The 24280-nt window shown below is 60.1% G+C and carries 20 protein-coding genes; 12 read left to right on the top strand and 8 right to left on the bottom strand.

Annotated features, from left to right (window positions below; genetic code table 11):
• Positions 1–203 precede the first annotated feature (203 nt).
• From dsbC to J4D25_RS20055, 5 genes are all read left to right on the top strand, one after another.
• Positions 204–935 (top strand): bifunctional protein-disulfide isomerase/oxidoreductase DsbC, encoded by a 732-nt coding sequence (dsbC, locus tag J4D25_RS20075; protein WP_057713416.1) that lies wholly within the window; start codon positions 204–206, stop codon positions 933–935.
• Between the two features lie 133 nt (positions 936–1068).
• The gene (locus tag J4D25_RS20070; RefSeq protein WP_057713417.1) at positions 1069–2373 is read left to right on the top strand and encodes a homoserine dehydrogenase; all 1305 of its coding nucleotides are present in this window, start codon (positions 1069–1071) and stop codon (positions 2371–2373) included.
• 66 nt (positions 2374–2439) lie between these two features.
• The gene (thrC, locus tag J4D25_RS20065; protein ID WP_057713418.1) at positions 2440–3849 is read left to right on the top strand and encodes a threonine synthase; all 1410 of its coding nucleotides are present in this window, start codon (positions 2440–2442) and stop codon (positions 3847–3849) included.
• Positions 3850–3968: 119 nt separating this feature from the next.
• Positions 3969–5324, top strand: a complete 1356-nt coding sequence (locus J4D25_RS20060; protein WP_057713419.1) for a transporter substrate-binding domain-containing protein — start codon at positions 3969–3971, stop codon at positions 5322–5324.
• Positions 5325–5485: 161 nt separating this feature from the next.
• Positions 5486–5773 (top strand): DUF3509 domain-containing protein, encoded by a 288-nt coding sequence (locus tag J4D25_RS20055; protein ID WP_057713420.1) that lies wholly within the window; start codon positions 5486–5488, stop codon positions 5771–5773.
• Positions 5774–5942: 169 nt separating this feature from the next.
• On the opposite strand, the gene J4D25_RS20050 is transcribed toward J4D25_RS20055, so the two are convergent.
• Positions 5943–6911 carry a TIGR02285 family protein gene (locus J4D25_RS20050; protein WP_057713421.1) on the bottom strand — a complete coding sequence of 323 codons (969 nt, stop codon included), beginning with the start codon at positions 6909–6911 and terminating at the stop codon, positions 5943–5945.
• On the bottom strand, positions 6865–8064 hold the full coding sequence (locus tag J4D25_RS20045; protein ID WP_057713422.1) for a CaiB/BaiF CoA-transferase family protein: 1200 nt from the start codon (positions 8062–8064) through the stop codon (positions 6865–6867). Before J4D25_RS20045 ends, J4D25_RS20050 begins: the two co-directional genes overlap by 47 nt.
• A 147-nt stretch (positions 8065–8211) precedes the next feature.
• Here J4D25_RS20045 and J4D25_RS20040 point away from each other — a divergent pair, with 147 nt between their 5' ends.
• From J4D25_RS20040 to J4D25_RS20030, 3 genes are all read left to right on the top strand, one after another.
• Positions 8212–8754 carry a YaeQ family protein gene (locus J4D25_RS20040; RefSeq protein WP_007971297.1) on the top strand — a complete coding sequence of 181 codons (543 nt, stop codon included), beginning with the start codon at positions 8212–8214 and terminating at the stop codon, positions 8752–8754.
• Positions 8755–8820: 66 nt separating this feature from the next.
• Positions 8821–10530 carry a single-stranded-DNA-specific exonuclease RecJ gene (gene recJ / locus J4D25_RS20035; protein WP_057713423.1) on the top strand — a complete coding sequence of 570 codons (1710 nt, stop codon included), beginning with the start codon at positions 8821–8823 and terminating at the stop codon, positions 10528–10530.
• Positions 10531–10806: 276 nt separating this feature from the next.
• Positions 10807–11913 carry an NADH:flavin oxidoreductase/NADH oxidase gene (locus J4D25_RS20030; RefSeq protein WP_057713424.1) on the top strand — a complete coding sequence of 369 codons (1107 nt, stop codon included), beginning with the start codon at positions 10807–10809 and terminating at the stop codon, positions 11911–11913.
• A gap of 66 nt (positions 11914–11979) precedes the next feature.
• Here J4D25_RS20030 and glpD read toward each other — a convergent pair whose 3' ends face one another.
• The 4 genes from glpD to J4D25_RS20010 all read right to left on the bottom strand — a co-directional run bounded on the left by glpD (position 11980) and on the right by J4D25_RS20010 (position 17123).
• Entirely contained in the window at positions 11980–13518 is a 1539-nt protein-coding gene (glpD, locus tag J4D25_RS20025; protein ID WP_057716566.1) for a glycerol-3-phosphate dehydrogenase, read from the bottom strand.
• 322 nt (positions 13519–13840) lie between these two features.
• Entirely contained in the window at positions 13841–14596 is a 756-nt protein-coding gene (locus J4D25_RS20020; RefSeq protein ID WP_007971301.1) for a DeoR/GlpR family transcriptional regulator, read from the bottom strand.
• Positions 14597–14691: 95 nt separating this feature from the next.
• Positions 14692–16197, bottom strand: coding sequence for a glycerol kinase GlpK (gene glpK / locus J4D25_RS20015; protein ID WP_057713425.1), 1506 nt, complete (start codon positions 16195–16197; stop codon positions 14692–14694).
• Positions 16198–16271: 74 nt separating this feature from the next.
• On the bottom strand, positions 16272–17123 hold the full coding sequence (locus J4D25_RS20010) for an MIP/aquaporin family protein (RefSeq protein WP_057713426.1): 852 nt from the start codon (positions 17121–17123) through the stop codon (positions 16272–16274).
• Between the two features lie 347 nt (positions 17124–17470).
• Between J4D25_RS20010 and ybaK the strand changes: the two genes are divergently transcribed.
• Both ybaK and J4D25_RS20000 read left to right on the top strand, forming a co-directional pair.
• Positions 17471–17941 (top strand): Cys-tRNA(Pro) deacylase, encoded by a 471-nt coding sequence (gene ybaK / locus J4D25_RS20005; RefSeq protein ID WP_057713427.1) that lies wholly within the window; start codon positions 17471–17473, stop codon positions 17939–17941.
• Positions 17942–18050: 109 nt separating this feature from the next.
• Entirely contained in the window at positions 18051–18833 is a 783-nt protein-coding gene (locus J4D25_RS20000; RefSeq protein WP_057713428.1) for a PhzF family phenazine biosynthesis protein, read from the top strand.
• Positions 18834–18957: 124 nt separating this feature from the next.
• Here the strand turns inward: J4D25_RS20000 and J4D25_RS19995 are convergent, their stop codons facing one another.
• Both J4D25_RS19995 and argF read right to left on the bottom strand, forming a co-directional pair.
• Positions 18958–20067, bottom strand: a complete 1110-nt coding sequence (locus J4D25_RS19995) for an ABC transporter ATP-binding protein (protein ID WP_057713429.1) — start codon at positions 20065–20067, stop codon at positions 18958–18960.
• Positions 20064–20984, bottom strand: coding sequence for an ornithine carbamoyltransferase (gene argF, locus J4D25_RS19990; RefSeq protein WP_057713430.1), 921 nt, complete (start codon positions 20982–20984; stop codon positions 20064–20066). Before argF ends, J4D25_RS19995 begins: the two co-directional genes overlap by 4 nt.
• Before the next feature lie 574 nt (positions 20985–21558).
• On the opposite strand from argF, the gene J4D25_RS19985 reads away from it, so the two are divergent.
• Positions 21559–23667: a molybdopterin oxidoreductase family protein gene (locus tag J4D25_RS19985; protein ID WP_057713431.1), complete on the top strand. Its 2109-nt coding sequence runs from the start codon at positions 21559–21561 to the stop codon at positions 23665–23667.
• 97 nt (positions 23668–23764) lie between these two features.
• Entirely contained in the window at positions 23765–24106 is a 342-nt protein-coding gene (gene grxD, locus J4D25_RS19980) for a Grx4 family monothiol glutaredoxin (protein WP_007971318.1), read from the top strand.
• Positions 24107–24280: the final 174 nt, after the last annotated feature.

The raw sequence follows: 24280 nt of genomic DNA, 5'->3' as shown, positions 1-24280 counted from the left end.
ATTGATGTCGCCTGATACGACGCTTTCGCGAGCAAGCCCGCTCCCACAGGAGATTGTGTCGCCACAAATGTCTTGCATCAGGTGCATTCGGCCATGTGGGCCTTATGTGATAGGCTGGGCCGGTTTGCACGATGGGCGTTTATGACCCGGTGTTTCGGCACGGGCGTTCTGATCGTCCCATTTGTCCGTCTTCAGGAGTTCTCATGCGTCTGACCCAGATTTTCGCCGCCGCAGCCATTGCGTTGGTCAGCACCTTTGCCGTCGCCGATGACGCGGCCGACAAAGCCATTCGTAAAAGCCTGGAAAACCTCCAGCTCGAAGTGCCGGTAGAGACCATCACCGCCAGCCCGTTGCCAGGCCTGTACGAAGTCAAGCTCAAGGGCAGCCGTGTGCTGTACGCCAGCGCCGACGGCCAGTACGTGGTTCAGGGCTACCTGTTCGATCTCAAGGACGGCAAGCCGGTCAACCTGACCGAGAAGACCGAGCGCCAGGGCATCTCCAAACTGATCAACGCCATCCCGGTTGCCGAAACCGTTGTCTACCCGGCCATTGGCGAAACCAAGTCGCACATCACTGTATTCACCGACACCACCTGCCCGTACTGCCACAAGCTGCACGCCGAAGTGCCTGAGCTGAACAAGCGCGGCATCGAAGTGCGTTACGTTGCGTTCCCGCGTCAGGGCCTGGGCTCGCCGGGTGACGAGCAACTGCAAGCGGTGTGGTGCTCGAAAGACAAGAAAGCGGCCATGGACAAAATGGTCGACGGCAAGGAAATCAAGGCCGCCAAGTGCGATAACCCGGTCTCCAAACAGTTCGCCCTCGGCCAGTCGATCGGCGTGAATGGCACACCGGCCATCGTTTTGGCCGACGGTCAGGTCATTCCGGGCTACCAGCCTGCGCCACAAGTCGCCAAACTGGCGCTGGGCGCGAAGTAAATTCGCATCGTCACGGCAAGCCTTGACGATCATGGTCCGGTAGCGACATTCGCCGGGCCATCAATAGAGAGCCGCGAGTCTGCGGTTGTTTTCACGGCCGGCCTCGAGTCGGCCGTTTTATGGGGAGTTCACAGTGAAACCGGTCAAAGTAGGCATCTGTGGGTTAGGAACCGTCGGTGGCGGTACCTTCAACGTACTTCAGCGCAACGCCGAGGAAATTGCTCGTCGTGCCGGGCGTGGAATCGAAGTGGCACAAATTGCCATGCGCACGCCAAAGCCTCAGTTCCAAACGACCGGTATTGCGATTACCAACGATGTCTTCGAAGTGGCCACGAACCCTGAGATCGACATCGTCATAGAGCTGATGGGCGGCTACACCGTTGCCCGCGAGCTGGTACTCAAGGCCATCGAGAATGGCAAGCATGTGGTCACCGCGAACAAGGCGCTTATCGCCGTTCACGGTAATGAAATTTTCGCCAAGGCCCGCGAGAAGGGCGTGATCGTTGCGTTCGAAGCGGCGGTGGCCGGTGGCATCCCGGTGATCAAGGCGATCCGCGAAGGCCTGTCCGCCAACCGCATCAACTGGGTAGCCGGCATCATCAACGGCACCGGCAACTTCATCCTGACGGAAATGCGCGAGAAGGGTCGCACCTTCGAAGACGTATTGGCCGAAGCCCAGGCCCTGGGTTACGCCGAAGCCGATCCGACCTTCGACGTCGAGGGTATCGACGCCGCTCACAAGCTGACGATCCTGGCATCCATCGCGTTCGGTATTCCGTTGCAGTTCGACAAGGCTTACACCGAAGGCATCACCAAGCTGACCACCGCCGACGTGAACTACGCCGAAGCGCTGGGCTACCGCATCAAGCACCTGGGCGTGGCGCGCAGCACCGCGGCCGGTATCGAACTGCGCGTGCACCCGACGCTGATCCCGGCCGATCGCCTGATCGCCAACGTCAACGGCGTGATGAACGCGGTGATGGTCAACGGCGATGCTGCCGGTTCGACCCTGTTCTACGGCGCTGGCGCCGGCATGGAGCCGACCGCTTCGTCGGTGATCGCCGACCTGGTGGACGTGGTCCGCGCCATGACTTCCGACCCGGAAAACCGCGTACCGCACCTGGCGTTCCAGCCGGATTCGCTGTCGGCTCACCCGATCCTGCCGATCGAAGCCTGCGAAAGCGCCTACTACCTGCGCATCCAGGCCAAGGACCATCCGGGCGTATTGGCTCAGGTCGCGAGCATCCTTTCGGAGCGCGGCATCAACATCGAGTCGATCATGCAGAAGGAAGCCGAGGAGCACGACGGCCTGGTGCCGATGATCCTGCTGACCCACCGTGTGGTGGAACAGCGCATCAACGACGCCATCGCTGCTTTGGAAGCCTTGGCGGGTGTGGTCGGTCCAGTTGTACGGATCCGTGTCGAGCACCTGAACTAAGCCGATATCGTTGACCGGGCTCGCTTGCGGGCCCGGCACTACGAACACTGTCCATTGGAGTCAGTCATGCGTTACATCAGTACCCGCGGCCAGGCACCGGCCCTGAATTTCGAAGACGTCCTGCTGGCTGGTCTTGCCACCGACGGCGGTCTGTACGTCCCGGAAAACCTGCCACGTTTCACCCAGGAAGAAATCGCCTCCTGGGCCGGCCTGCCGTATCACGAACTGGCCTTCCGCGTCATGCGCCCGTTCGTCACCGGCAGCATTCCAGACGCCGATTTCAAAAAGATTCTTGAAGAAACCTACGGCGTGTTCGCCCACAGCGCCGTTGCGCCGCTGCGTCAGCTGAACGGCAACGAATGGGTGCTGGAGCTGTTCCACGGCCCGACCCTGGCGTTCAAGGACTTCGCCCTGCAACTGCTCGGTCGCCTGCTCGACTACGTGCTGGAAAAGCGCGGCGAGCGCGTGGTGATTGTCGGCGCTACTTCCGGTGATACCGGCTCGGCCGCCATCGAAGGCTGCAAGCACTGCGAAAACGTCGACATCTTCATCCTGCACCCGCACAACCGGGTATCCGAAGTGCAACGTCGGCAGATGACCACCATTTTCGGTGAGAACATCCACAATATTGCCATCGAAGGCAACTTCGATGACTGCCAGGAAATGGTCAAGGCGAGCTTCGCCGATCAGAGCTTCCTCAAAGGCACTCGCCTGGTCGCGGTGAACTCGATCAACTGGGCGCGGATCATGGCCCAGATCGTTTACTACTTCCACGCATCCCTGCAGTTGGGCGGCCCGGCGCGTTCGGTGTCGTTCTCGGTGCCAACCGGCAACTTCGGCGACATCTTCGCCGGTTACCTGGCGCGCAACATGGGCCTGCCGATCAATCAGTTGATCGTCGCCACCAACCGCAACGACATCCTGCACCGCTTCATGAGCGGCAATCAGTACGTCAAGGACACCCTGCACGCCACGCTGTCGCCGTCGATGGACATCATGGTCTCGTCGAACTTCGAACGCCTGCTGTTCGACCTGCACGGTCGCAACGGTGCGGCCATCGCCGGGCTGATGGATTCGTTCAAGCAGGGTGGCGGTTTCAGCGTCGAGCAAGAGCGCTGGACCGAAGCCCGCAAGTTGTTCGACTCGCTGGCCGTGGATGACGCGCAAACCTGTGAAACCATTGCCGAAGTCTACGAGCAGACTGGCGAAGTGCTGGATCCACACACGGCCATCGGCGTGAAAGCTGCCCGGGAATGCCGTCGCAGCCTGGATATTCCAATGGTGATCCTGGGCACCGCCCACCCGGTCAAATTCCCGGACGCCGTGGAAAAAGCCGGTGTAGGAAAAGCGCTCGAACTGCCGGTACATCTTTCTGATTTGTTTGAGCGAGACGAACGTTGCACCGTATTGCCAAATGACCTGAAGGCCGTGCAGGCCTTTGTCAGCCAGCATGGCAACCGCGGCAAGCCGCTGTAACCGGTCAGCACTGTTACATTTTGAAGCCCGTCTCCTGACGGGCTTTTTCATTTCTGCATGCACACTTGTCGTGTTATCGCCGCGAAGGGACAGGCGAATGGATCACCAAGGACGTGGGAATGCTGTTTACAAGTGTGTTCAAGCCAGTCGCGCGCTGGCTGTTTTTATTCGGCATGCTGGGAATCGCCGAATGGGGAGGGGCAAGCCCTGCATCGATTCAGGAGCGTGGGAAGTCTGCCGCACGGTCAATGGTCGTGCTGGATGACCAGGAGTTGCAGTGGATGGCCAAGCATCCTCGGGTCGTGGTCACGGCGCTGGAATACCCGTTGTACCTGTTCAAGGATGAACATGGCCAATGGACGGGCTTGAACAGTGACCTGCTCAAGCGCATCAGTGACATGACGGGGTTGCAGTTCGTTTACCAAGAGTCTTTTTCCACCGATCAGATGCTGGCCCATCTGGAAAGCGGCGCTGCGGATTTGAGTACGACCCTGGCGATGAATGACGAACGCAAGGCGTTTCTTGATTTCAGTCATGCGTTCGGCGGTGCAGGATGGGTCTTTCTCGGGCAGGCCGGAGCACCACCGGTGCAGTCGCTGGAGGATCTGGCGAAGCGGGTACTGGTGCTGCCGACCCGGCATGCACTGGAAGCGATGATCCGTCGCAATTATCCGTCCATCGAGTTGCGTTCGGTTAAAACCTACGCCGAAGCCCGTGCCTGGGTGGAAAGCGGCGAAGCCTACGCCACCATCGAAAGCGAAATCGGCGCCCAGCTTATTCCGTCGGGCCGGCTAAAGATCGACGCCGTGGTGCCGGGAAAATGGGATGCGGATTATCTGGCGGTGCGCAAAGGCCAGCCGCAGTTGCTGAGTATCCTCAACAAGGCGCTTGAGGCGTTTCCTGAACAGGAGTTGCGCGGCCTTCGCCTGAAGTGGTTCGGCGGCGCTACCGCGCCACAGGCGCCTGGCCTCTGGCAGCGGATTGACCAGTGGGTTTGCTGGGGCGTGTTGGTGGTCAGCCTGTTCGGTCTGTTGTCCCTGCTCTGGAATCGGCGGTTGGCGGTGGTGGTCAGGCAACGGGTCGAGGCTCAAAGCAGTCTGCGCGATCAGCTCGCCTTCCAGCATGCCCTGATGGATGCCATGCCTGACCCGATGTTTGTCCGTGATCTGCAAGGGCGCTTGATCATGTGCAACAAAAGTTATGAGGACGCCTTGTCGACGCGTTTTGACCGGATGCAGGGGCGGCAGTTGATCGAGGTCGATGCCATGCCCAGACAAACCGCGGAACTGCTGCATGCCGAGTTCATGGCGCAATTGAGTACGCGCAGGACGCGCTTTTTCGAGCGTCAATTGATGTTCAAGGACGGTGTCAGGGATATCTACCAGTGGACAGTGCCCTTTTATACGGCGGATGGCCAGCTACGAGGATTGTTGGGGGGATGGGCCGACATCGCCCGGCGCACCCGACAGACGTGATGGTTGGGTTTTTTCTCTGTCATGTTCGCCGTGCATGCTCTCTTGACTGGGCTGCAGGTTAGCCTGCAGTCAGTACCCAGAACTTTCTTCTCGGGCCAGCGGTCATTTGTAGTAGGCATGCCCCAGGCACGTTGTTTTCGGACTATTGAGTGGTGATCGGGATGGAAAGTATCAGTCTGTTGCTCGGTGAGGCGCTAAGCCCGTATCAGGTTACGTTGACCCCGTCAGGCATTCGTGGCGAATGCCGGGTGACCCTGAAGAATGCTATCGGCGCGACCGTGGTCGAGCGCGAGTTCAATCAGGCCCAGTTGAATGACAAACGCCTGCTGACGGATGTGGTCGACGGTTTGCATCGCGACGTGCTGATTGCTGAAGGACGTCTTGAGCCTTGTGTGATCGCGGCATTGCGTAATGCGGCGCAGGACAAGCTGCTGACCAGCCGCAATTGAACGGTTTTTTGCGGGAACCTTCCCGCGCCCAGGTCAGTCAGACTTTGTAACAGCAGGATCAAGCATTGTGCTCCGGTGCTTGTAGCTTGCTGCTACTGGTCTCCAAGCAGACCACGTTTGACCCCGAGTCGTCTCCCCACTTCTCGGGGTTTCTTTTGCCCGGGATTTGTCAGGGGTGCGCCAGATTATCGAAAAACGCCTTGGTGTCTTTCAGGTAGTCGCTGCGGCTTTCGGGATCCAGCCAGGCGGCGTAGGCCTCATCTAGGCGTTCACGGGGAAGGGTGCGCAACACCTGATTGATTTCGACAATGGCCTGCCGGCCCTTTGGCGTGTCGGTGCAACCGATATAACCGGACAGGTATTTGCCCGTGCCACGGATCGGATAGAACTGCAATTCATCCTCGGCAATGCCTTGCAGCGAGGCCTGGTAGCGTATTTCCGGGCGATAACCCAACAGCAGGCGCAAGCGTCCCAGGCGCTGCATCTGCAGCAGGCTGCCCAAGGCGTCGTTACCGTAATGAGGGGCCAGCGCGTCAGCTGGCGCTTGCTTGAGCAGTCCGTCGAGGTATTCGCCGTAATTGCGCTCGGCAATAATTCCCAGTTTTTCGCTACCGCTGGCGAGCAGCGCTGCCAGGTCCACTTCGTCGTCCTTGATGAAGGGTGTCAGCACTTTCTGGTCGACGCGCCGCACGGCCAGGCCATTGCTCATGGCGCGGAAGACCGGAATGGAAAAGGCGATCCACTTTTCCCGTTCCTTGCTCCAGTTCAGCGCCGCGTCGCAGACGAGGGACGGTTCGTGGAGCATTTGCAGTCCACGCGCGCGATTGACCCTCATCACGCTGTGCTGGTATTGCGGCATGCCGGCAATCAATAGTGGAAGCAATTGATCGATAACGCCCAGACCCTTTTTCGGCCCGTCGAAAATCGTCAGCGGCGGCAGGTCGCGCTTGAGCCAGATCAGGGGTTCCCCGGTTTGCGCCAGGGCTGACGGGATCGGTCCAGGGAGCAGGAACAAGATCGCCAGCATGCACAGCAGCCGCCCGCCGCGTGGCGGGCAGTGTCGAACGGGCCATGCGGGCAGGTGCCTCAGCCTAGATGGCTCCGTCTTTGCGCAACTGTGCAATCTGCGTCGCGTCATAGCCAAGTTCCTGGAGTACCTGTGCGTTGTGCTCACCCAGTTGTGGCCCGACCCATTCACATTCCCCGGGTGTCTCTGAGAGTTTCGGCACAATGCCCGGCATCTTGAAGTCTTTGCCGTCCGGCAGCTTGGCTTGCAGGAACATTTCCCGCGCCAGGTACTGGGGGTCATTGAACATGTCTTCGGCGCTGAAGATCCGGCTGGCCGGCACCTCGGCCTGATTGAGCTGCGCCAGCACCCTGTCCAGCGGCAACGAGTTGACCCAACGATCGATGACGCCATAAATCTCGTCGCGTCGGGCATCGCGGCCATCGTTGCTGGCAAGCTGGGGGTCGTTGGCCAAGTCTTCCCGGCCAATGATCAGCATGAAGCGTTTGAAAATCGCGTCGCCATTGGCGCCGATCTGCACGTGCTTGCCATCGGCACTGGTGTGGATCGAGGACGGGGTGATGCCGGGCATGATATTTCCCGTGCGTTCGCGGATGAAACCGAATACGTCGAACTCCGGAACCATGCTTTCCATCATCGCGAAGATGGCTTCGTACAGCGCCACGTCCACCACTTGCCCCAGACCGCCGTTGACTTCGCGATGACGCAGGGCCATCAGCGCGCCGATCACGCCCCAGAGCGCGGCAATCGAGTCGCCGATGGAAATGCCGGTGCGCACGGGTGGGCGGTCTTCGAAGCCGGTGATGTAGCGCAGGCCCCCCATCGACTCACCGACCGCGCCAAATCCGGGCTGATCCTTCATCGGGCCGGTCTGGCCGAAACCCGACAGCCGCACCATGACCAGCTTCGGGTTCAATGCGTGCAGGACGTCCCAGCCCAGGCCGAGTTTTTCCAGGACGCCGGGACGAAAGTTTTCGATCAGTATGTCTGCCTCACCCAGCAGCTGTTTCAGGATGGCCTGACCGTCGGGGTGCTTGAGGTTGAGGGTCAGGGACTTTTTGTTGCGGGCCTGGACGAACCACCACAACGAAGTGCCTTCATACAACTTGCGCCATTTGCGCAATGGATCACCGCCGTCCGGGGATTCGATCTTGATTACGTCGGCGCCGAATTCCGCGCAAATACGCGAGGCAAACGGGCCGGCAATCAAGGTGCCCAATTCGATGACTTTCAGACCGGAAAGCGGTTTGGCGGTGAACGGCATGCTGGATCCTGTGGGGCAAAGGTTGAGCGGATAGAGCGTTTTAACATAGCCGACTGTCAGACGCTCCAGCTTGATTGTGTTCAATTCGTGGATTGCCCGTCGCATCGGTTAGACTTGCCGCCTTTCCTCGTATCAAGAAGCCCGTACATGGCCCAGCCGTCCACGACCTACAAGTTTGAACTGAACCTCACCGACCTCGACCGCAGCGTCTATGAGAGCGTGAAGCAGACCATCGCCCGTCACCCTTCGGAAACCGAAGAGCGCATGACCGTGCGCCTGCTGGCCTACGCCCTCTGGTACAACGAGCAGTTGTCTTTTGGCCGTGGTCTGTCGGAAGTGGATGAACCGGCCTTGTGGGAAAAAAGCCTGGATGACCGCGTCCTGCACTGGATCGAAGTCGGCCAGCCGGATGCCGAGCGCCTGACCTGGTGCTCGCGCCGCACTGAACGTACCAGCCTGTTGGCCTACGGCAGCCTGCGCGTGTGGGAGGGCAAAGTGGTGCCGGCGGTGAAAAACCTGAAGAACGTCAACATCGCTGCCGTGCCTCAGGAAGTCCTGGAAACCCTGGCCAAAGACATGCCCCGCGTCATCAAGTGGGACGTGATGATCAGCGAAGGGACGATCTTCGTCACCGACGACCGTGGTCAGCACGAAGTCCAGTTGCAGTGGCTGGCCGGTGAGCGCGGCTGATTTTTCGCAACTGCCCCGCGTCACCCGGTTTTATCCTACGTATTGAAGAGAAGCATCTTTCACCCCATGCGCATCGAACCTCGCCTGCTGCCCGACACCCTGCCATTCCTCGGTGATATTCCGCCGCTGTTGACCCGCCTGTACGTGGCTCGGGGCGTGCTGTCCGAGGCGGAACTGGACAAGAGCCTGGCGCGGTTGATTCCGTTCCAGCAACTCAAGGGCATCGATGCCGCGGTGGATCTGCTGGTGACTGCGCTCGAACAGCGTCAGCGCATTCTGATCGTCGGCGACTTTGATGCCGACGGCGCGACGGCGAGCACCGTGGGCACCTTGGGTTTGCGTCTGTTGGGGGCGGCACATGTCGACTATCTGGTGCCCAACCGATTCGACTACGGCTATGGCCTGACACCGGAAATCGTCGCGGTGGCGCTTGAGCGTCAGCCGCATTTGCTGATCACCGTCGACAACGGCATCTCCAGCGTCGAAGGCGTGGCAGCGGCGAAAAAGGCCGGGCTCAAGGTGCTCGTCACCGACCACCACTTGCCCGGTGACGAGCGGCCGTTGGCCGATGCCATCGTCAATCCGAACCAGCCCGGTTGCGAGTTTCCGAGCAAGGCGCTGGCCGGCGTCGGGGTGATTTTCTATGTGTTGATGGCCCTGCGTGCGCGGTTGCGCGAGCTGGGCTGGTACACAAGCAGGCCGCAGCCGAATATCGGCGAACTGCTCGATCTGGTGGCTCTTGGCAGCGTGGCCGACGTGGTGCCGCTGGATGCCAACAACCGGATTCTGGTGCATCAGGGCCTGGAGCGGATTCGCGCTGGACGTGCCCGGCCGGGAATCAAGGCGATCCTCGAAGTGGCCAAGCGCGATCATGCGCGTATCACCTCCACCGATCTGGGCTTCATTGTCGGCCCGCGCCTGAACGCAGCAGGGCGCCTGGACGACATGAGCCTGGGCATCGAATGTCTGCTGACCGAAGACGCAGGTCTGGCCCGTGAGATGGCGGCGCAACTGGACGGCATGAACCAGGATCGCAAATCCATCGAGCAGGGCATGCAGCGTGAAGCGCTGGCGCAGCTCAAGGATTTGCCGGTGGAGTCGATGCCGTTTGGCTTGTGCCTGTTCGATCCCGAGTGGCACCAAGGCGTCATCGGTATCCTCGCGTCACGGATGAAAGAGCGCTATTTCCGCCCGACCATCGCCTTTGCCGATGCCGGGGATGGTTTGCTCAAGGGCTCGGGGCGTTCGGTCCAGGGCTTTCACATCCGCGACGCCTTGAGTGTGGTGGCGGCGCAGCATCCGAATCTGATCACCAAATACGGTGGCCACGCGATGGCGGCCGGCCTGACGCTGCCGGAAGCAAATTTCCCCTTGTTCGCCGAAGCCTTTGACGCTGAAGTGCGCCGGCAGCTGCGCGAAGAAGATCTGACTGGTCGCCTGTTGTCGGACGGCACCCTGGCGGTGGAAGAGTTCCACCTGGAGCTGGCTCGTGCCTTGCGGCATGCCGGTCCTTGGGGACAACACTTCCCGGAACCGTTGTTTCATGGGGTGTTCCAGTTGGTCGAGCAGCGCGTCGTTGGCGAGCGGCATCTTAAAGTCGTGCTCAAAAGTGAATGTGGTTCGGTGAAACTCGACGGCATTGCCTTCGGGATCGATCGCGAAATCTGGCCGAATCCGACCATCAAATGGGTGGAGCTGGCCTACAAACTCGACCTCAACGAGTTTCGCGGGAACGAGACGGTTCAATTGATGATTGCCCACATCGAACCGCGTTGACCCCCTGTAGGAGCGAGCTCGCTCGCGATGGACGACAGGACACCGCGGGGTATCAGGTCCCCAACGCTATCGTTCACGCCCATCGCGAGCGAGCTCGCTCCTACAAGGGGGCAACATCCCTCGATGTCGACTAGGCTCTAAGCACTGCTTGATTTTGGCCTTGTGACGTCTTGTCGAATTTTTTGCCCGCGGGGGCGGGTGTTGTACCTTTTTCCTGTCACTCGTCGACTATTCAAACAGAACCTGGAGCCTGCCCACTGATTCGAGAGGTGCCCCATGAGTCTGCTGCTTGAACCCTTTACCCTTCGCCAATTGACTCTGCCCAACCGCATCGCGGTATCGCCGATGTGCCAGTATTCCAGTGCCGATGGCCTGGCCAATGACTGGCATCTGGTCCACCTCGGCAGCCGTGCTGTCGGCGGGGCCGGGCTGGTGTTTACCGAAGCCACGGCGGTCACCGCCGACGGGCGTATCACGGCCGAGGATCTCGGTCTGTGGAATGATGAACAGATCGAACCCCTGCAACGCATCACCCGCTTCATCAACGCCCAGGGCGCCGTTGCCGGCATTCAGCTGGCCCATGCCGGGCGCAAGGCCAGCACCCACCGGCCGTGGCTCGGCAAGCATGGCAGCGTCAAACCCGACGAGGGCGGCTGGGTACCGGTCGGACCTTCGCCGATTGCGTTCGACCCGCAGCACACCCAACCCAAACAACTGGATGACGACGAGATCGCCAAGGTGATCCAGGCCTTTGTCGATGCGGCAAAGCGCTCACTGACGGCCGGTTTCAAAGTGGTCGAAGTGCACGCGGCCCATGGTTACCTGTTGCATCAATTCCTGTCGCCGTTGAGCAATCAGCGTCGCGATCAATATGGCGGTTCGTTCGAAAATCGTATTCGGCTGGTGCTGCAGGTCACCGAAGCGGTGCGTGCGGTGTGGCCTGAAGAGTTGCCGGTGTTTGTCCGGGTCTCGGCCACCGACTGGGTGGAAGACGGCTGGAACCCCGATGAAACCGTGGAGCTGGCCCGCCGCCTCAAAGCCTTGGGGGTCGACCTGATCGACGTCTCGTCGGGCGGGACGGCAGTCAATGCCGAAATTCCCACAGGCCCCGGTTACCAGACCCGCTTCGCCGAGCGGGTGCGCAAGGAGTCGGGCATGGCCACCGGCACAGTCGGCATGATCACCGAACCGGCCCAGGCCGAGCACATCCTGCGCACCTGTCAGGCGGACATCATCTTCCTGGCCCGTGAGTTGTTGCGCGATCCGTACTGGGCGCTGCACGCGGACGACGACCTGGGCGGGCACAAGGCCGTGTGGCCGGCGCAATATCAGCGGGCGACTCACCGTGAGCAGCCCATTCATGAATCGGATTTGCGCGACTGAAATCCATCGATACGAAAAAGCCCCTGAATCGTGAGATTCAGGGGCTTTCGTTTATCCGGATCGTGGTCAGGCCGCTTCGATCTTGTTGCGGTTTTGCTCGATCTTGTTCAGGTAATCCTTGAGTTTTTCCTGTTCGGCCGCCGTCGTGAACAAGCCGAGCTTGCTGCGACGCCAGAGGATGTCGTGTGCGGTAGTGGCCCATTCTTCACTGCACAGGTAATCGACCTCGCGGGTGTAGAGACCGCCGCCGATATGCTCGCCCATATCGCTGAGGTCCTGTACGCCTTCGAGCATGCGCCAGGTACGGCTGCCGTAGGAGGTGGCCCAGCGGCGAGCAATATCGCTTGGTACCCAGTCGAATTTGTCGCGGATACGTGAGCTCAAGGCCTGCGGGGTGGTCATGTCTTCACCGCCCGGCAGCGTGGCGCTTGCGGTCCAGCTTGGCTGGATGTGCTTGAAGTAGGGTGCCAGTTGCGCCAGCGCCGACTCGGCCAGTTTGCGATAGGTCGTGAGCTTGCCGCCGAACACCGACAGCAACGGAGCCTCTTCGCCAGTGCCAGACAGCGCCAGGGTGTAATCGCGGGTCACGGCCGACGGGTTGTCGGATTCGTCGTTGCACAGCGGGCGCACACCGGAATAGCTGTGCAGGATGTCCTCGCGGCTGATTTGCTTTTTGAAATGGGCGTTGACCACGTTCAACAGGTAATCGGTTTCGCCGTCGGTAATTGCAACCTTCGCCGGATCGCCGGTGTACTCGCGGTCGGTGGTGCCGATCAGGGTGAAGTGATTCAGGTACGGAATGGTGAACACGATGCGCTGATCTTCGTTTTGCAGGATGTGCGCGTGTTCGCCTTCGTACAGTTTCGGCACGATCAGGTGGCTGCCCTGGATCAGGCGGATGCCGTAAGGCGATTCCATCTTCAAGTCATCGCGAATGAACCTGGCGACCCAAGGCCCGGCCGCATTGACCAATGCCTTGGCGCGGATCGAAAACAGGCTGCCATCGGCGCGCTCCAGGTGCAGGTGCCACAGGCCCTTGGTGCGACGTGCGCTGACGCAGCGGGTCTGGGTGTGAACGTGGGCGCCTTTTTCCCGGGCGGCCATGGCGTTCAACACCACCAGGCGGGCGTCGTCGACCCAGCAGTCGGAGTATTCGAAGCCCTTGGTGATTTCGCTTTTGAGCGCGCTGTCGGGGCCGAACTTCAGGCTTTTCGAACCTTGCAGTTGCTCGCGCTTGCCCAGGTTGTCATAGAGGAACAGACCGGCGCGAATCATCCATGCCGGGCGCAGGTGTGGGCGGTGCGGCAACACGAATCGCATTTGCTTGACGATGTGCGGCGCCTTGGCCAACAACACTTCGCGTTCAGCCAGGGCCTCACGCACCAGGCGGAACTCGTAATGTTCGAGGTAGCGCAGGCCACCGTGAATCAGCTTGCTGCTGGCCGACGAGGTATGGCTGGCCAGGTCATCCTTTTCACAAAGGAACACCGAGAGACCGCGTCCGGCGGCGTCCGCTGCGATCCCCACGCCATTGATCCCGCCACCGATGACGGCGATATCGTAGACCTCGGCGAGAGGGGGCGTAGGCAAGGTGGAAGTGGGCATCGGCTCGGCCTCGGAATTCTTTGATGTTCTGTATTTGAATTCGAACATTAATGTTCATTTGCGAAAATACTAGCCCATAAAGACGCCCACAGCCAGTCAGCTTCGATTGAAAATACTCATCGAAGGGCCGTTAAAGGAAAATTTACGAACATTGAAAGGTTGCAGGCTGCTTTTGTGGCGAGGGGGCTTGCCCCCGTTCGACGGCGAAGCCGTCGCAGGTTGGGGCTATGAATGTGCCTGTCTGAACTCGGCTGAATGGTTTTAGGGCCGCTTCGCGACCCAACGGGGGGCAAGCCCCCTCGCCACAGGGGAAGGAGGGGGGTTAAACGACTTCCAGCCGAACCTTGTGCTGGTTCAACAACTGCGCCAGCGCCGGGGAGGGTTGCTGATCGGTGACCAGGCAATCGACCAGGCTGATCGGTCCCAGGCGAATCATGGCGTTGCGCCCGAACTTGCTGGAGTCGGCCGCGAGGATCACCTGCCGGGCATTGGCGATGATCGCCTGGGATACCCGCACTTCCTGATAGTCGAAGTCCAGCAGGCTGCCGTCTTCATCGATGCCGCTGATGCCGACCAGGGCGAAATCGACCTTGAACTGATTGATGAAGTCGACACTGGCCTGACCCACCACGCCACCATCGCGCCGCACGTTGCCGCCAGTGAGCAGGACATCGAAATCGTCCTTGGCGCTGAGCATGGAGGCGACGTGCAGGTTGTTGGTGATGATCTTCAGGTGACTGTGGTTGAGCAGTGCCCGGGCAATGGATTCGGTGGTCGTGCCGATGTTGATGAACAACGAGGCATGGTCGGGAATCTGCGCGGCAATGGCTTCGCCGATACGCTGTTTTTCATCGCGCATCTGATCGGCGCGCATGGCGTAGGCGGTGTTTTCAACGCTGGAGTCGTAAGCCGCGCCGCCGTGGTAGCGACGCAACAAATTGGCTTCCGCGAGCTGATTGATGTCGCGGCGAATGGTCTGCGGGGTAACTACGAACAGCGTGGCCATTTCCTCGATGCTGACATAGCCGCGTTCGCGGACCAGTTCGAGGATTTGCTGCTGACGGGGAGGCAGATTCATGGGGCGTCCTTTGGGCTGCCGTGCAAAATTTGCCCATGATGCCGCAGGAATCTGCTCCCGACCAGTTACATACAGATACGAGCCTGCGTCTTGGCTTATTCAGTCTCGTCTTCAGCCGCCCAATCGCGGGTACGGCTGACCGCTTTTTTCCACCCCGCGTAGAGTTTTTCCTTCGCCGTTTCATCCAGCGTCGGCTCGAACTTGCGTTCGATCACTGCCTTGCCACGCAACTCTTCCAGGCTGCCCCAGAAGCCGCAGGCCAGGCCTGCCAGGTAAGCCGCACCCAGAGCCGTGGTTTCGCGCATTTGCGGACGCTCGACCTGCGTGCCGAGGATGTCGGCCTGGAACTGCATCAGGAAATTGTTCGCCACCGCGCCGCCGTCCACGCGCAGGGCCTTGAGGCGTTCGCCGGAGTCCTGTTGCATGGCGTCGAGCACGTCGCGAGTCTGGTAGGCAATCGATTCCAGCGCTGCGCGAATGATGTGATCTACGCGTACGCCGCGGGTCAGGCCGAACAAGGCGCCACGGGCGTACGGGTCCCAGTAGGGAGCACCAAGACCGGTGAAGGCCGGCACCAGGTACACACCGTTGCTGTCTTTGACCTTGTTGGCGAAGTATTCGGTGTCGTGGGCGTCGTTGATGATCTTCAGTTCGTCACGCAGCCATTGCACGGTAGAGCCGCCGTTGAACACCGCGCCTTCCAGCGCGTAGGCCACTTCGCCACGTGGGCCGCAGGCGATGGTGGTGAGCATGCCGTGTTGGGACTTGACGGCTTTGTCGCCGGTGTTCATCAACAGGAAGCAGCCAGTGCCGTAGGTGTTTTTCGCCTGGCCTGGCTCGACGCACATCTGGCCGAACAGGGCAGCTTGTTGGTCGCCAGCGATGCCGCCGATGGCGATACCGCTTTTGGTGTGACCGTAGATTTCCGAAGAAGACTTCACCTGCGGGAGCATCTCACGCGGGATGTCGAGGACCTCCAGCATCTTCGCGTCCCACTCCAGGGTGTGGATGTTGAAGAGCATGGTGCGCGACGCGTTGGTGTAGTCGGTGACATGCACCTTGCCACCGGTGAATTTCCAGATCAGCCAGCTGTCGACGGTGCCGAACAACAGCTCACCGTTGCGCGCGCGCTCGCGGCTGCCTTCGACGTTGTCGAGGATCCACTTGAGCTTGGTGCCGGAGAAGTACGGGTCGGTGACCAGGCCGGTGGTGTCGCTGATGTATTGCTCGTGGCCATCGCGCTTGAGCTGCTGGCAGATCTCGGTGCTGCGTCGGCACTGCCAGACGATGGCGTTGTAGATCGGGCGGCCGGTGTTCTTGTCCCAGACCACGGTGGTTTCGCGCTGGTTGGTGATGCCGATGGCCGCCACCTGGTCGTGGTGCAGGCCGGCTTGTGCCAGGGCCTCGACCATCACGGCGCTTTGGGTAGCGAAGATTTCCATCGGATCGTGTTCGACCCAGCCGGCTTGGGGGTAATGCTGTGCGAACTCCCGTTGGGCGGTGCAGACCACGTTCGCGTCGCGGTCGAAAATGATCGCGCGGGAGCTGGTCGTACCCTGATCGAGGGCAATGATGTAGTTCTTATTCTGTGTGTCGGTCATGTCGATTGCCTTGGACGAAATAAGGGAGTGAGGTCTGGCGCGCGATTAAGGGGCAGGGGCACGCGCCAACGGTATCAAGAAGTTCTGGGTTTGCCGTCAATGGCAGCTGTTGCATCCTTTGTAGCAGGTACGGCGCTGGGCAGATGGCGGGCAATCAGCCCGCGATAGGCGGCAGCCCCGAGGCAGGCACCGACAATCGGTGCAAAAACAGGAATCAGGAAATACGGGATATCGCGTCCGCCAGTGAAGGAAATTTCACCCCAGCCAGCGAAGAAAGTCATCAGTTTAGGGCCGAAGTCCCGCGCAGGGTTCATGGCAAAACCGGTCAGCGGTCCCATCGAGCTACCGATCACCGCAATCAACAGGCCGATCAACAGCGGTGCCAGCGGGCCTTTGGGCAGGCCATTGTTGTCATCGGTCAGGGACATGATCACGCCCATCAGAATGGCCGTGATGATCACCTCGACCAGAAATGCCTGGGCGGTGGTCAGCACCGGGTTCGGGAAGGTGGAGAACACGGAGGCCAATTCGAGGCTGGCTTGAGTGCCGCGAACCATATGGTGCGTTTGTTCGAATTCGAAGAATAGATTGCTGTAGAGCGTGTAAACCAACAGCGCTCCACAGAAGGCACCCGCCACTTGGGCGAATATGTAGAAAGGCAATTTACGTTTTTCGAAGTCCGCGAAAATGCTCAGGGCAATGCTGACGGCAGGGTTCAGATGAGCCCCGGAAACCCCAGCGGTAAGGTAGATCGCCATGCTGACGCCGACGCCCCAGATAATGCTGATTTCCCACAAGCCAAAACTGGCACCCGCGACCTTGAGCGCGGCAACGCAACCTGTACCAAAAAAGATCAGCAGCGCCGTACCCAGAAACTCGGCCATGCATTGGCTCGAGAGCGACGGTTGTTGTAAATCAGTTGTCATTGAAACCTCATTTTTTTTGTTGTCTGGCGCTTTTTCCATCATGGTCGGAGCGCGTTTTTCGCCGAGGCAGGATCCCCATCCTGGTCGCAGTTTACTGCTGGGTGCAGCGGTAGGATGTTTCGTGCAGTTTCATAAACGAAAAAATATAGACAAGAAACGCTGCTGTCAAAGGTCGAAAGTGAACCATTGGTCACAAAGAAACTATTCGCTGTATGAATGACCGGGTTGTTGAGGAATGGGGTGGCCAGGCAATGGCGTCATGAATGCGCCGCCGTAGAGCCTTTTAATGATCAATGTCCTAGAATCGGGCGCAGTATTTTTCTTCTGCCGCCCAGTCTGGAGCTGTCATGACCCCCGCATTGGATTTGTTGAAAAAGGTTCGGGCCGAACATCGCGTACACAGTTACGAACATGACCCCAAGGCGGCCTCCTACGGGTTGGAAGCGGCGGAAAAACTCGGGCTCGATCCGGCGCAGGTGTTCAAGACCTTGCTGGCGGCCAGCGAAAAGGGCGAGTTGCTGGTGGCCGTGGTGCCGGTTGTCGGCAGCCTGGACTTGAAAGGACTGGCCCACGCCGCGGGCGTGAAAAAGGTCGAAATGGCCGACCCGGCGGCAGCGCAGCGCTCTACCGGCTATCTGTTGGGCGGGATCAGTCCGCTGGGGCAGAAAAAGCGCTTGCGTACCTTCATTGATAATTCGGCCCAGCCCTTCGCCAGCATTTTTGTCAGTGCGGGGCGGCGTGGGCTGGAAGTCGAACTGGCACCGGCGGTGCTGGCCGAGCACACCCAGGCCAGATTTGCCGATATCGGCCGTGCGTGAACATCATCGGAGTCCGCGCAGCGCTGTATGGTGAAAATCAGCCTGCTCTGTCACTGGTGCCGGCTGAGCCAGCGCGGCATGCTTGGTGGTCTGACAAAGGGAGAAGGTCATGCAACTGGAGTTTCATCAGGTCGACGCGTTCAGCAATCAGCCATTTAGCGGCAATCCGGCGATGGTCTATCGGCTCGACACCTGGCTCGCCGATGAGTTGATGCAAAAGATTGCCGCCGAACACAACCTCGCCGAAACGGCGTTTGTCGTGCGTGAAGGGCAGGGCTGGCACATCCGTTGGTTTACACCGACCACCGAGGTGCCATTGTGCGGTCACGCGACGCTGGCTAGCGCTCATGTGCTGTTCGAGATTTATAAGGAGCCCGTCGAGCGACTGGACTTCACCTGCAAATCCGGCCCGTTGGGTGTGACCCGTGAAGGTGGGCGGCTGTGGCTGGATTTCCCGGCGATCACTGCATCGCCGGTGAACGTGATCTCGGACATCGAGCGTGCACTGGGCGTGAAGGCTGTTGAGGTACTGGCTTCAAATGAGCTGTTTGTGGTGCTGGAGTCGGAGCAAGCCGTGCTCGACTGCAAGCCGGACATGGTGGCCCTGGCGAAACTGCCATGGCTGGGCGCCATCGTGACGGCGCGGGGCGAACAGCACGATTTCGTTTCCCGCTACTTCGCCCCGGCAATCGGTATCAATGAAGACCCGGTGACCGGATCGACCCATTGCCTTCTGATTCCGTACTGGTCAAAGCGTTTGGCCAAGTCGAGCCTGACGGCTTTTCAGCGTTCGGCGCGGGGTGGGGAATTGTTCTGCCAGCTGGAAGGCGATCGGGTGAGGATCGGCGGCAATGCGACCCTGGTTGCCAGTGGCACGCTGATGCTGGGATAACGCAAACCCACTGTAGGAGCGAGCTTGCTCGCGAAAAACGTCTGGATAACGCGTTCATTCCGGTTGCACGCGTTATCGTTGTCGTCCATCGCGAGCAAGCTCGCTCCTACAGTAGGGGGGGGTATCAGTTGGCCGTGCTGTAGCGCCGGACACCTGATTCAACAGTTGGAATCTGCGCCGCGGTGCTGCCGGACGCCTGGAACAGCACCAGGTGTTCAGCCGCGACACGAATACCCACCTCCGCCCCAACCTGACGATCGACATGGCTCGGGAAAATCGACTCCAGCTGTGCGCCTGTCGGCAGTTGCAAGCGATACAGGGTCGATGCACCCAGGAACGTCTTGCCGGCAATTCGCGCCTTCAGTGCGCTGTCCGGCGCATAGACGATATCGTCCGGGCGCAACAACACGTCCACGGCGCCGCCTACCGGCCAGGTGTAGGCCCGATTGCCGCGCAACTCACCCAGTTCGGTTTGCACCGATTCGGGGCTGCTCAACTGACCGCGAATGAAATAGCCCTGGCCGATGAAGCTCGCGACAAAAGGTGTCAGGGGTTCGTGATACAGGTTGTAGGGCGTATCCCACTGTTCCAGGCGACCTTCCTTGAACACACCAACGTGGTCGCTGACCGCGAAGGCTTCTTCCTGGTCGTGAGTCACCAGAATCGCGCTGGTGCCACGGGCCTTGAGGATGTCGCGTACTTCATGGCTGAGCTTGCGGCGCAATTCGCCATCAAGGTTGGAGAAGGGTTCGTCGAGCAACAGCAGTTGCGGTTCCGGCGCCAGGGCACGGGCCAGTGCGACACGTTGCTGCTGACCTCCTGAAAGCTCGTGGGGGAAACGCTTGCCGAGATTCTTCAGGTTGACCAGTTCCAGCAGCTCTTCGGTCACGCGATCTTTTTGCGGATGCTTGCGAATGCCGAAGGCGATGTTGTCGGCCACGCTCAAATGCGGAAACAGTGCGTAGTCCTGGAACACCATGCCGATGCGACGTTTCTCCGGCGCAAGGGTGAAGCCGGCGCTGGAGATGGTCTCGCCAGCCAGCTGGATTTCGCCTTCGTGCACCGGTTCGAAACCGGCAATCGCCCTCAGGGTGGTGGTCTTGCCGCAGCCCGACGAGCCCAGCAGGCAACCGATGTCGCCTGCGTTCAGGTGCAGGTTGAGGTTCTGCACCACGCGCTGGTCTTGATAGCCGCAGGCGAGGTTGCGCAGGTTAAGCAGTAATGGCTGGCTCATGCGTGGTGATACGCCGGTTCGACGAGGAACTCGAGCAGGGCTTTTTGCGCGTGCAGACGGTTTTCGGCTTGATCCCAGGCCACCGAGCGCTTGTCATCGAGCAGGTCGATGCTGATTTCCTCGCCGCGGTGCGCTGGCAAGCAGTGCATGAACAGCACGTCTTCAGCGGCCAGGTCGAGCAGGGCGCGGTTGACCTGATACGGCGCGAACAGTTGCAGACGCTTGGCGGTTTCCTCTTCCTGGCCCATGGAGGTCCAGACGTCGGTGCTCACCAGATGTGCACCACGCACGGCTTCCTTCGGATCGCGAACGATGGTGACCCGATCGCCGGCCTTGGCCAGGAACACCGGGTTGGGTTCATAGCCTTCCGGGCAGGCTACGCGCAACTGGAAGTCGAACTGGATCGCCGCTTCTATATAGCTGTTGCACATGTTGTTGCCGTCGCCAATCCAGGCCACGGTCTTGCCCTGGATGGAGCCGCGATGTTCGAGGAAGGTCTGCATGTCGGCCAGCAACTGGCACGGGTGCAGGTCATCGGACAGGCCGTTGATCACCGGTACGCGGGAGTTGGCGGCGAATTCGGTCAGATTGCTGTGGGCAAAGGTACGGATCATCACTGCATCGAGCATGCTCGACATGACGATGGCGCAGTCGCCGATCGGCTCGCCACGACCCAGTTGGGTGTCACGTGGCGACAGGAAGATCGCCTGCCCGCCGAGCTGGATCATGCCGGCCTCGAAGGAGATCCGGGTACGGGTCGAGGATTTCTCGAAAATCATTCCCAGGACGCGGTTTTTCAGAGGCTCGAACAGTACGCCGCGGTTACGCAGGTCCTTGAGCTCAACGCCTCGACGGATCACGCTGACCAGCTCTTCGGGCGTGCAATCCATCAGGGAGAGAAAGTGCCTTGCGCTCATCATTGACTACCTTTTGCTACAAACCGCAGATGCTCAAAGCCTTGTTTAACGGAACAACGGGCGAGACCTGCGGCGTAAGCCGCACGGGGCGACGAAATAGGGGAAGGCGCGATCTTATAATTAAATGTCGCGTCTTACCAATAGGGCTACAGTTTTTAGGGAGTTTCAGAGGTGCTACGGGTTTACCGAGGTAGCGCTTTTGAAGCCTGTTTCCTGATAGCGGCGGTTCATTTGTACACCGGCCCCTCTGGGCTTGGCAATCAGGCGCGGCGGCAATGGTGCGCTGACAGTCGGTTTTTGACTTGTCATTCATCAGCGCCGGGCTTGATGGGCACTGGCGCCTGATCGGCGAGCAGACCGGCGCGCATGGACCCCACGGACCGATTGAAACCCTTCAGGAATTTCAGTTGCAGGCGCCGCCCAGGCTGCCTTCGAACTGAACGCGGACGGCCATCGGCTGGCCTGATAACCCTCGATTCACAAGACGAACGTCGCTGGCGTGTCGGCGGCTCTGGCGCCATAGTTTTGTTTCCGCGGCCTACGTTGCCCGCCCATAACAAGACAGAGACTGGCCATGACCAAGACTCTCCATCACCGTGCTTGCCATTTGTGCGAAGCCATCTGTGGCCTGACTATCGAAACCACCAGGGGCGAAGGCGGTAACGTCCAGATCACTTCGATCAAGGGCGACCCCCAGGATACGTTCAGTCGTGGGCACATCTGCCCCAAGGCCGTGGCGTTGCAAGACATTCAGAACGATCCGGATCGCCTGCATCAGCCGATGCAGCGGGTGGGCAATGAATGGCAGCCCATCGAGTGGGAAGCGGCATTCAATCTGGTCGCCGAACGCCTCGCTGCCATTCAGGCGCATCACGGGCAAAACGCCGTGGCGGTCTATCAGGGCAACCCGAGTGTGCACAATTACGGACTGATGACCCACAGCAATTACTTCCTCGGCCTGCTGAAAACCCGCAACCGTTTTTCCGCCACCTCGGTCGATCAATTGCCCCATCACCTGACCAGTCATTTGATGTACGGCCACGGTCTGCTGCTGCCGATCCCGGACATCGACCACACCGATTTCATGCTGATCCTGGGCGGCAATCCACTGGCTTCGAACGGCAGCATCATGACCGTGCCGGATGTGGAGAAACGCTTGAAGGCGATACAGGCCCGGGGTGGCAAGGTGGTGGTGGTCGATCCGCGCCGTAGTGAAACGGCGGCGATTGCCGACCAGCATCTGTTCGTACGCCCGGGCGGTGATGCAGCGCTGTTGTTCGGCCTGCTCAATACCTTGTTCGCTGAAGGTCTGACCCGCGACAGCCATCTGCCGGTGGACGGCCTGGAGGACGTACGGGAGGCCGTCGCACCGTTCACTGCCGAGGCCATGAGTCCGTTGTGCGCCGTACCGGCCGAACAGATCCGCCAGTTGGCGCGGGACTTCGCCGCGGCACCGAGTGCAGTCTGCTATGGCCGCATGGGCGTCTCGACCCAGGCCTTCGGTACTCTGTGCCATTGGGTGGTGCAGTTGATCAACCTGGTCACCGGCAATCTCGATCGCGTGGGTGGTGCCTTGTGTACCGAGCCAGCAGTGGATCTGGTGGCGTCGACCTCGGGCGGGCATTTCAATCTGTGGCAGAGCCGGGTTTCCGGGCGCCCGGAGTACGCCGGAGAGCTACCTGTCTCGGCGCTGGCCGAAGAGATGCTCACTGAAGGGGAAGGGCAAGTCCGCGCGCTGATCACCGTGGCGGGCAATCCGGTGTTGTCCACACCCAATGGCCGACAACTCGAACAGGCGCTGGACGGGCTGGAGTTCATGGTCAGTATCGACCTGTACATCAATGAAACCACGCGTTACGCCGACCTGATCCTGCCGTCCACATCGGCGCTGGAAAACGACCATTACGACACCACGTTCAACCTGTTCGCGGTGCGCAACGTCAGCCGTTTCAACCGCGCCATCCTCGCCAAACCCCAGGGTGCATTGCACGACTGGGAGATTTTCGTCGGCCTGGCCAAGGCATTTGCCGTCAGGACCGGCAAAGAACTGAAGCCCACCATCGCCCCAGCGCAAATGATCGATCTCGGCTTGCGCATGGGAATGTACGGCGACAATTCAGAGCACAAGCTGTCGCTGGCGACTTTGTTCGATCATCCCCATGGCGTCGATCTGGGCGCGCTCAAGCCTAACCTGACGCCACGCCTGAAGACTGCCAATCAACGCATCCAGGCCGCGCCTGCGGCGATTCTCGCTGACCTGGCGCGCTTTGCAGCCTTGAAGGCGCCGGCCGCCGACGAGTTGTTGATGATTGGCCGCCGGCATGTACGCAGCAACAATTCATGGATGCATAACTATCATCGGTTGGTAAAGGGCAAGCCACGTCACCAGTTGCTGATGCATCCGGACGATCTGGCCAGTCGCGGGCTCAGCGACGGACAGCGTGTTCGGGTCAGTTCGCGGGTGGGTGTGATCGAAGTCGAAGTGCTTGGCAGTCTGGACATGATGAAAGGCGTGGTCAGCCTGCCTCACGGCTGGGGGCACGCGCGGCCGGGCGTGCAAATGTCGATTGCCAGCAGTCAACCGGGCTCCAGCGCCAACGACCTGACCGACGAACGCCAGATTGACGAACTGTCGGGAAATGCCGCGCTCAATGGTGTGCCGGTGATCGTGGTGGCGGCTTGAATCAGTCAGACGGAGAGACCGAGCAGGGCGCTCGGCTTTCCGTTACAATGCGCCACCGTGCCGACCCATGAGTCGGAAAGTTCAGCCGAGGTGCTCCATGGATATCATCGAAACGATTAAAGAGCAGATTGCCAACAACACCATTCTGCTTTACATGAAAGGCTCGCCGAATGCCCCGCAGTGCGGCTTCTCCGCGAAAGCCGCGCAGGCCGTGATGGCGTGTGGCGAAAAGTTTGCGTACGTGGACATCCTGCAGAACCCGGAAATCCGCGCCAACCTGCCAAAATACGCTAACTGGCCAACCTTCCCACAGCTGTGGGTTGCCGGTGAGCTGGTCGGCGGTAGCGACATCATGACTGAAATGGCTGCTGACGGTTCGCTGCAGAGCCTGATCAAGGACGCCGCCGCCAAGGCTGCTGCTCCAAAGACCGAAGCCTGATTCGCTTCCTGTAGGAGCGAGCTCGCTCGCGATGGACTAAAGAACGCCGCTGGGTGTCAGGCTCCCAGCGTTATCGTTAACGTCCATCGCGAGCAAGCTCGCTCCTACAAGAGCAGGCAATAAAAAGCCCCGCCACTCGAAAGAGGGCGGGGCTTTTTATTGCATCGAGATTAA

The organism is Pseudomonas sp. GW456-L13, assembly GCF_017350115.1.
In the GTDB taxonomy this organism is placed as follows: domain Bacteria; phylum Pseudomonadota; class Gammaproteobacteria; order Pseudomonadales; family Pseudomonadaceae; genus Aquipseudomonas; species Aquipseudomonas jessenii.
This window is presented reverse-complemented; position numbering and strand designations above follow the sequence as displayed.

Coding starts and splice junctions, on each gene's coding strand:
- J4D25_RS20045 (WP_057713422.1), bottom strand. CDS start 8,064: ATGCCGTTCACCGCCAAACCGCTTTCCGGTCTGAAAGTCATCGAATTG.
- thrC (WP_057713418.1), top strand. CDS start 2,440: ATGCGTTACATCAGTACCCGCGGCCAGGCACCGGCCCTGAATTTCGAA.
- J4D25_RS20055 (WP_057713420.1), top strand. CDS start 5,486: ATGGAAAGTATCAGTCTGTTGCTCGGTGAGGCGCTAAGCCCGTATCAG.
- J4D25_RS20010 (WP_057713426.1), bottom strand. CDS start 17,123: ATGACAACTGATTTACAACAACCGTCGCTCTCGAGCCAATGCATGGCC.
- J4D25_RS20060 (WP_057713419.1), top strand. CDS start 3,969: ATGCTGTTTACAAGTGTGTTCAAGCCAGTCGCGCGCTGGCTGTTTTTA.
- grxD (WP_007971318.1), top strand. CDS start 23,765: ATGGATATCATCGAAACGATTAAAGAGCAGATTGCCAACAACACCATT.
- J4D25_RS20050 (WP_057713421.1), bottom strand. CDS start 6,911: ATGACGCGACGCAGATTGCACAGTTGCGCAAAGACGGAGCCATCTAGG.
- J4D25_RS20040 (WP_007971297.1), top strand. CDS start 8,212: ATGGCCCAGCCGTCCACGACCTACAAGTTTGAACTGAACCTCACCGAC.
- dsbC (WP_057713416.1), top strand. CDS start 204: ATGCGTCTGACCCAGATTTTCGCCGCCGCAGCCATTGCGTTGGTCAGC.
- glpD (WP_057716566.1), bottom strand. CDS start 13,518: ATGCCCACTTCCACCTTGCCTACGCCCCCTCTCGCCGAGGTCTACGAT.
- J4D25_RS20000 (WP_057713428.1), top strand. CDS start 18,051: ATGCAACTGGAGTTTCATCAGGTCGACGCGTTCAGCAATCAGCCATTT.
- J4D25_RS19995 (WP_057713429.1), bottom strand. CDS start 20,067: ATGAGCCAGCCATTACTGCTTAACCTGCGCAACCTCGCCTGCGGCTAT.
- recJ (WP_057713423.1), top strand. CDS start 8,821: ATGCGCATCGAACCTCGCCTGCTGCCCGACACCCTGCCATTCCTCGGT.
- J4D25_RS20020 (WP_007971301.1), bottom strand. CDS start 14,596: ATGAATCTGCCTCCCCGTCAGCAGCAAATCCTCGAACTGGTCCGCGAA.
- J4D25_RS19985 (WP_057713431.1), top strand. CDS start 21,559: ATGACCAAGACTCTCCATCACCGTGCTTGCCATTTGTGCGAAGCCATC.
- ybaK (WP_057713427.1), top strand. CDS start 17,471: ATGACCCCCGCATTGGATTTGTTGAAAAAGGTTCGGGCCGAACATCGC.
- argF (WP_057713430.1), bottom strand. CDS start 20,984: ATGAGCGCAAGGCACTTTCTCTCCCTGATGGATTGCACGCCCGAAGAG.
- J4D25_RS20030 (WP_057713424.1), top strand. CDS start 10,807: ATGAGTCTGCTGCTTGAACCCTTTACCCTTCGCCAATTGACTCTGCCC.
- glpK (WP_057713425.1), bottom strand. CDS start 16,197: ATGACCGACACACAGAATAAGAACTACATCATTGCCCTCGATCAGGGT.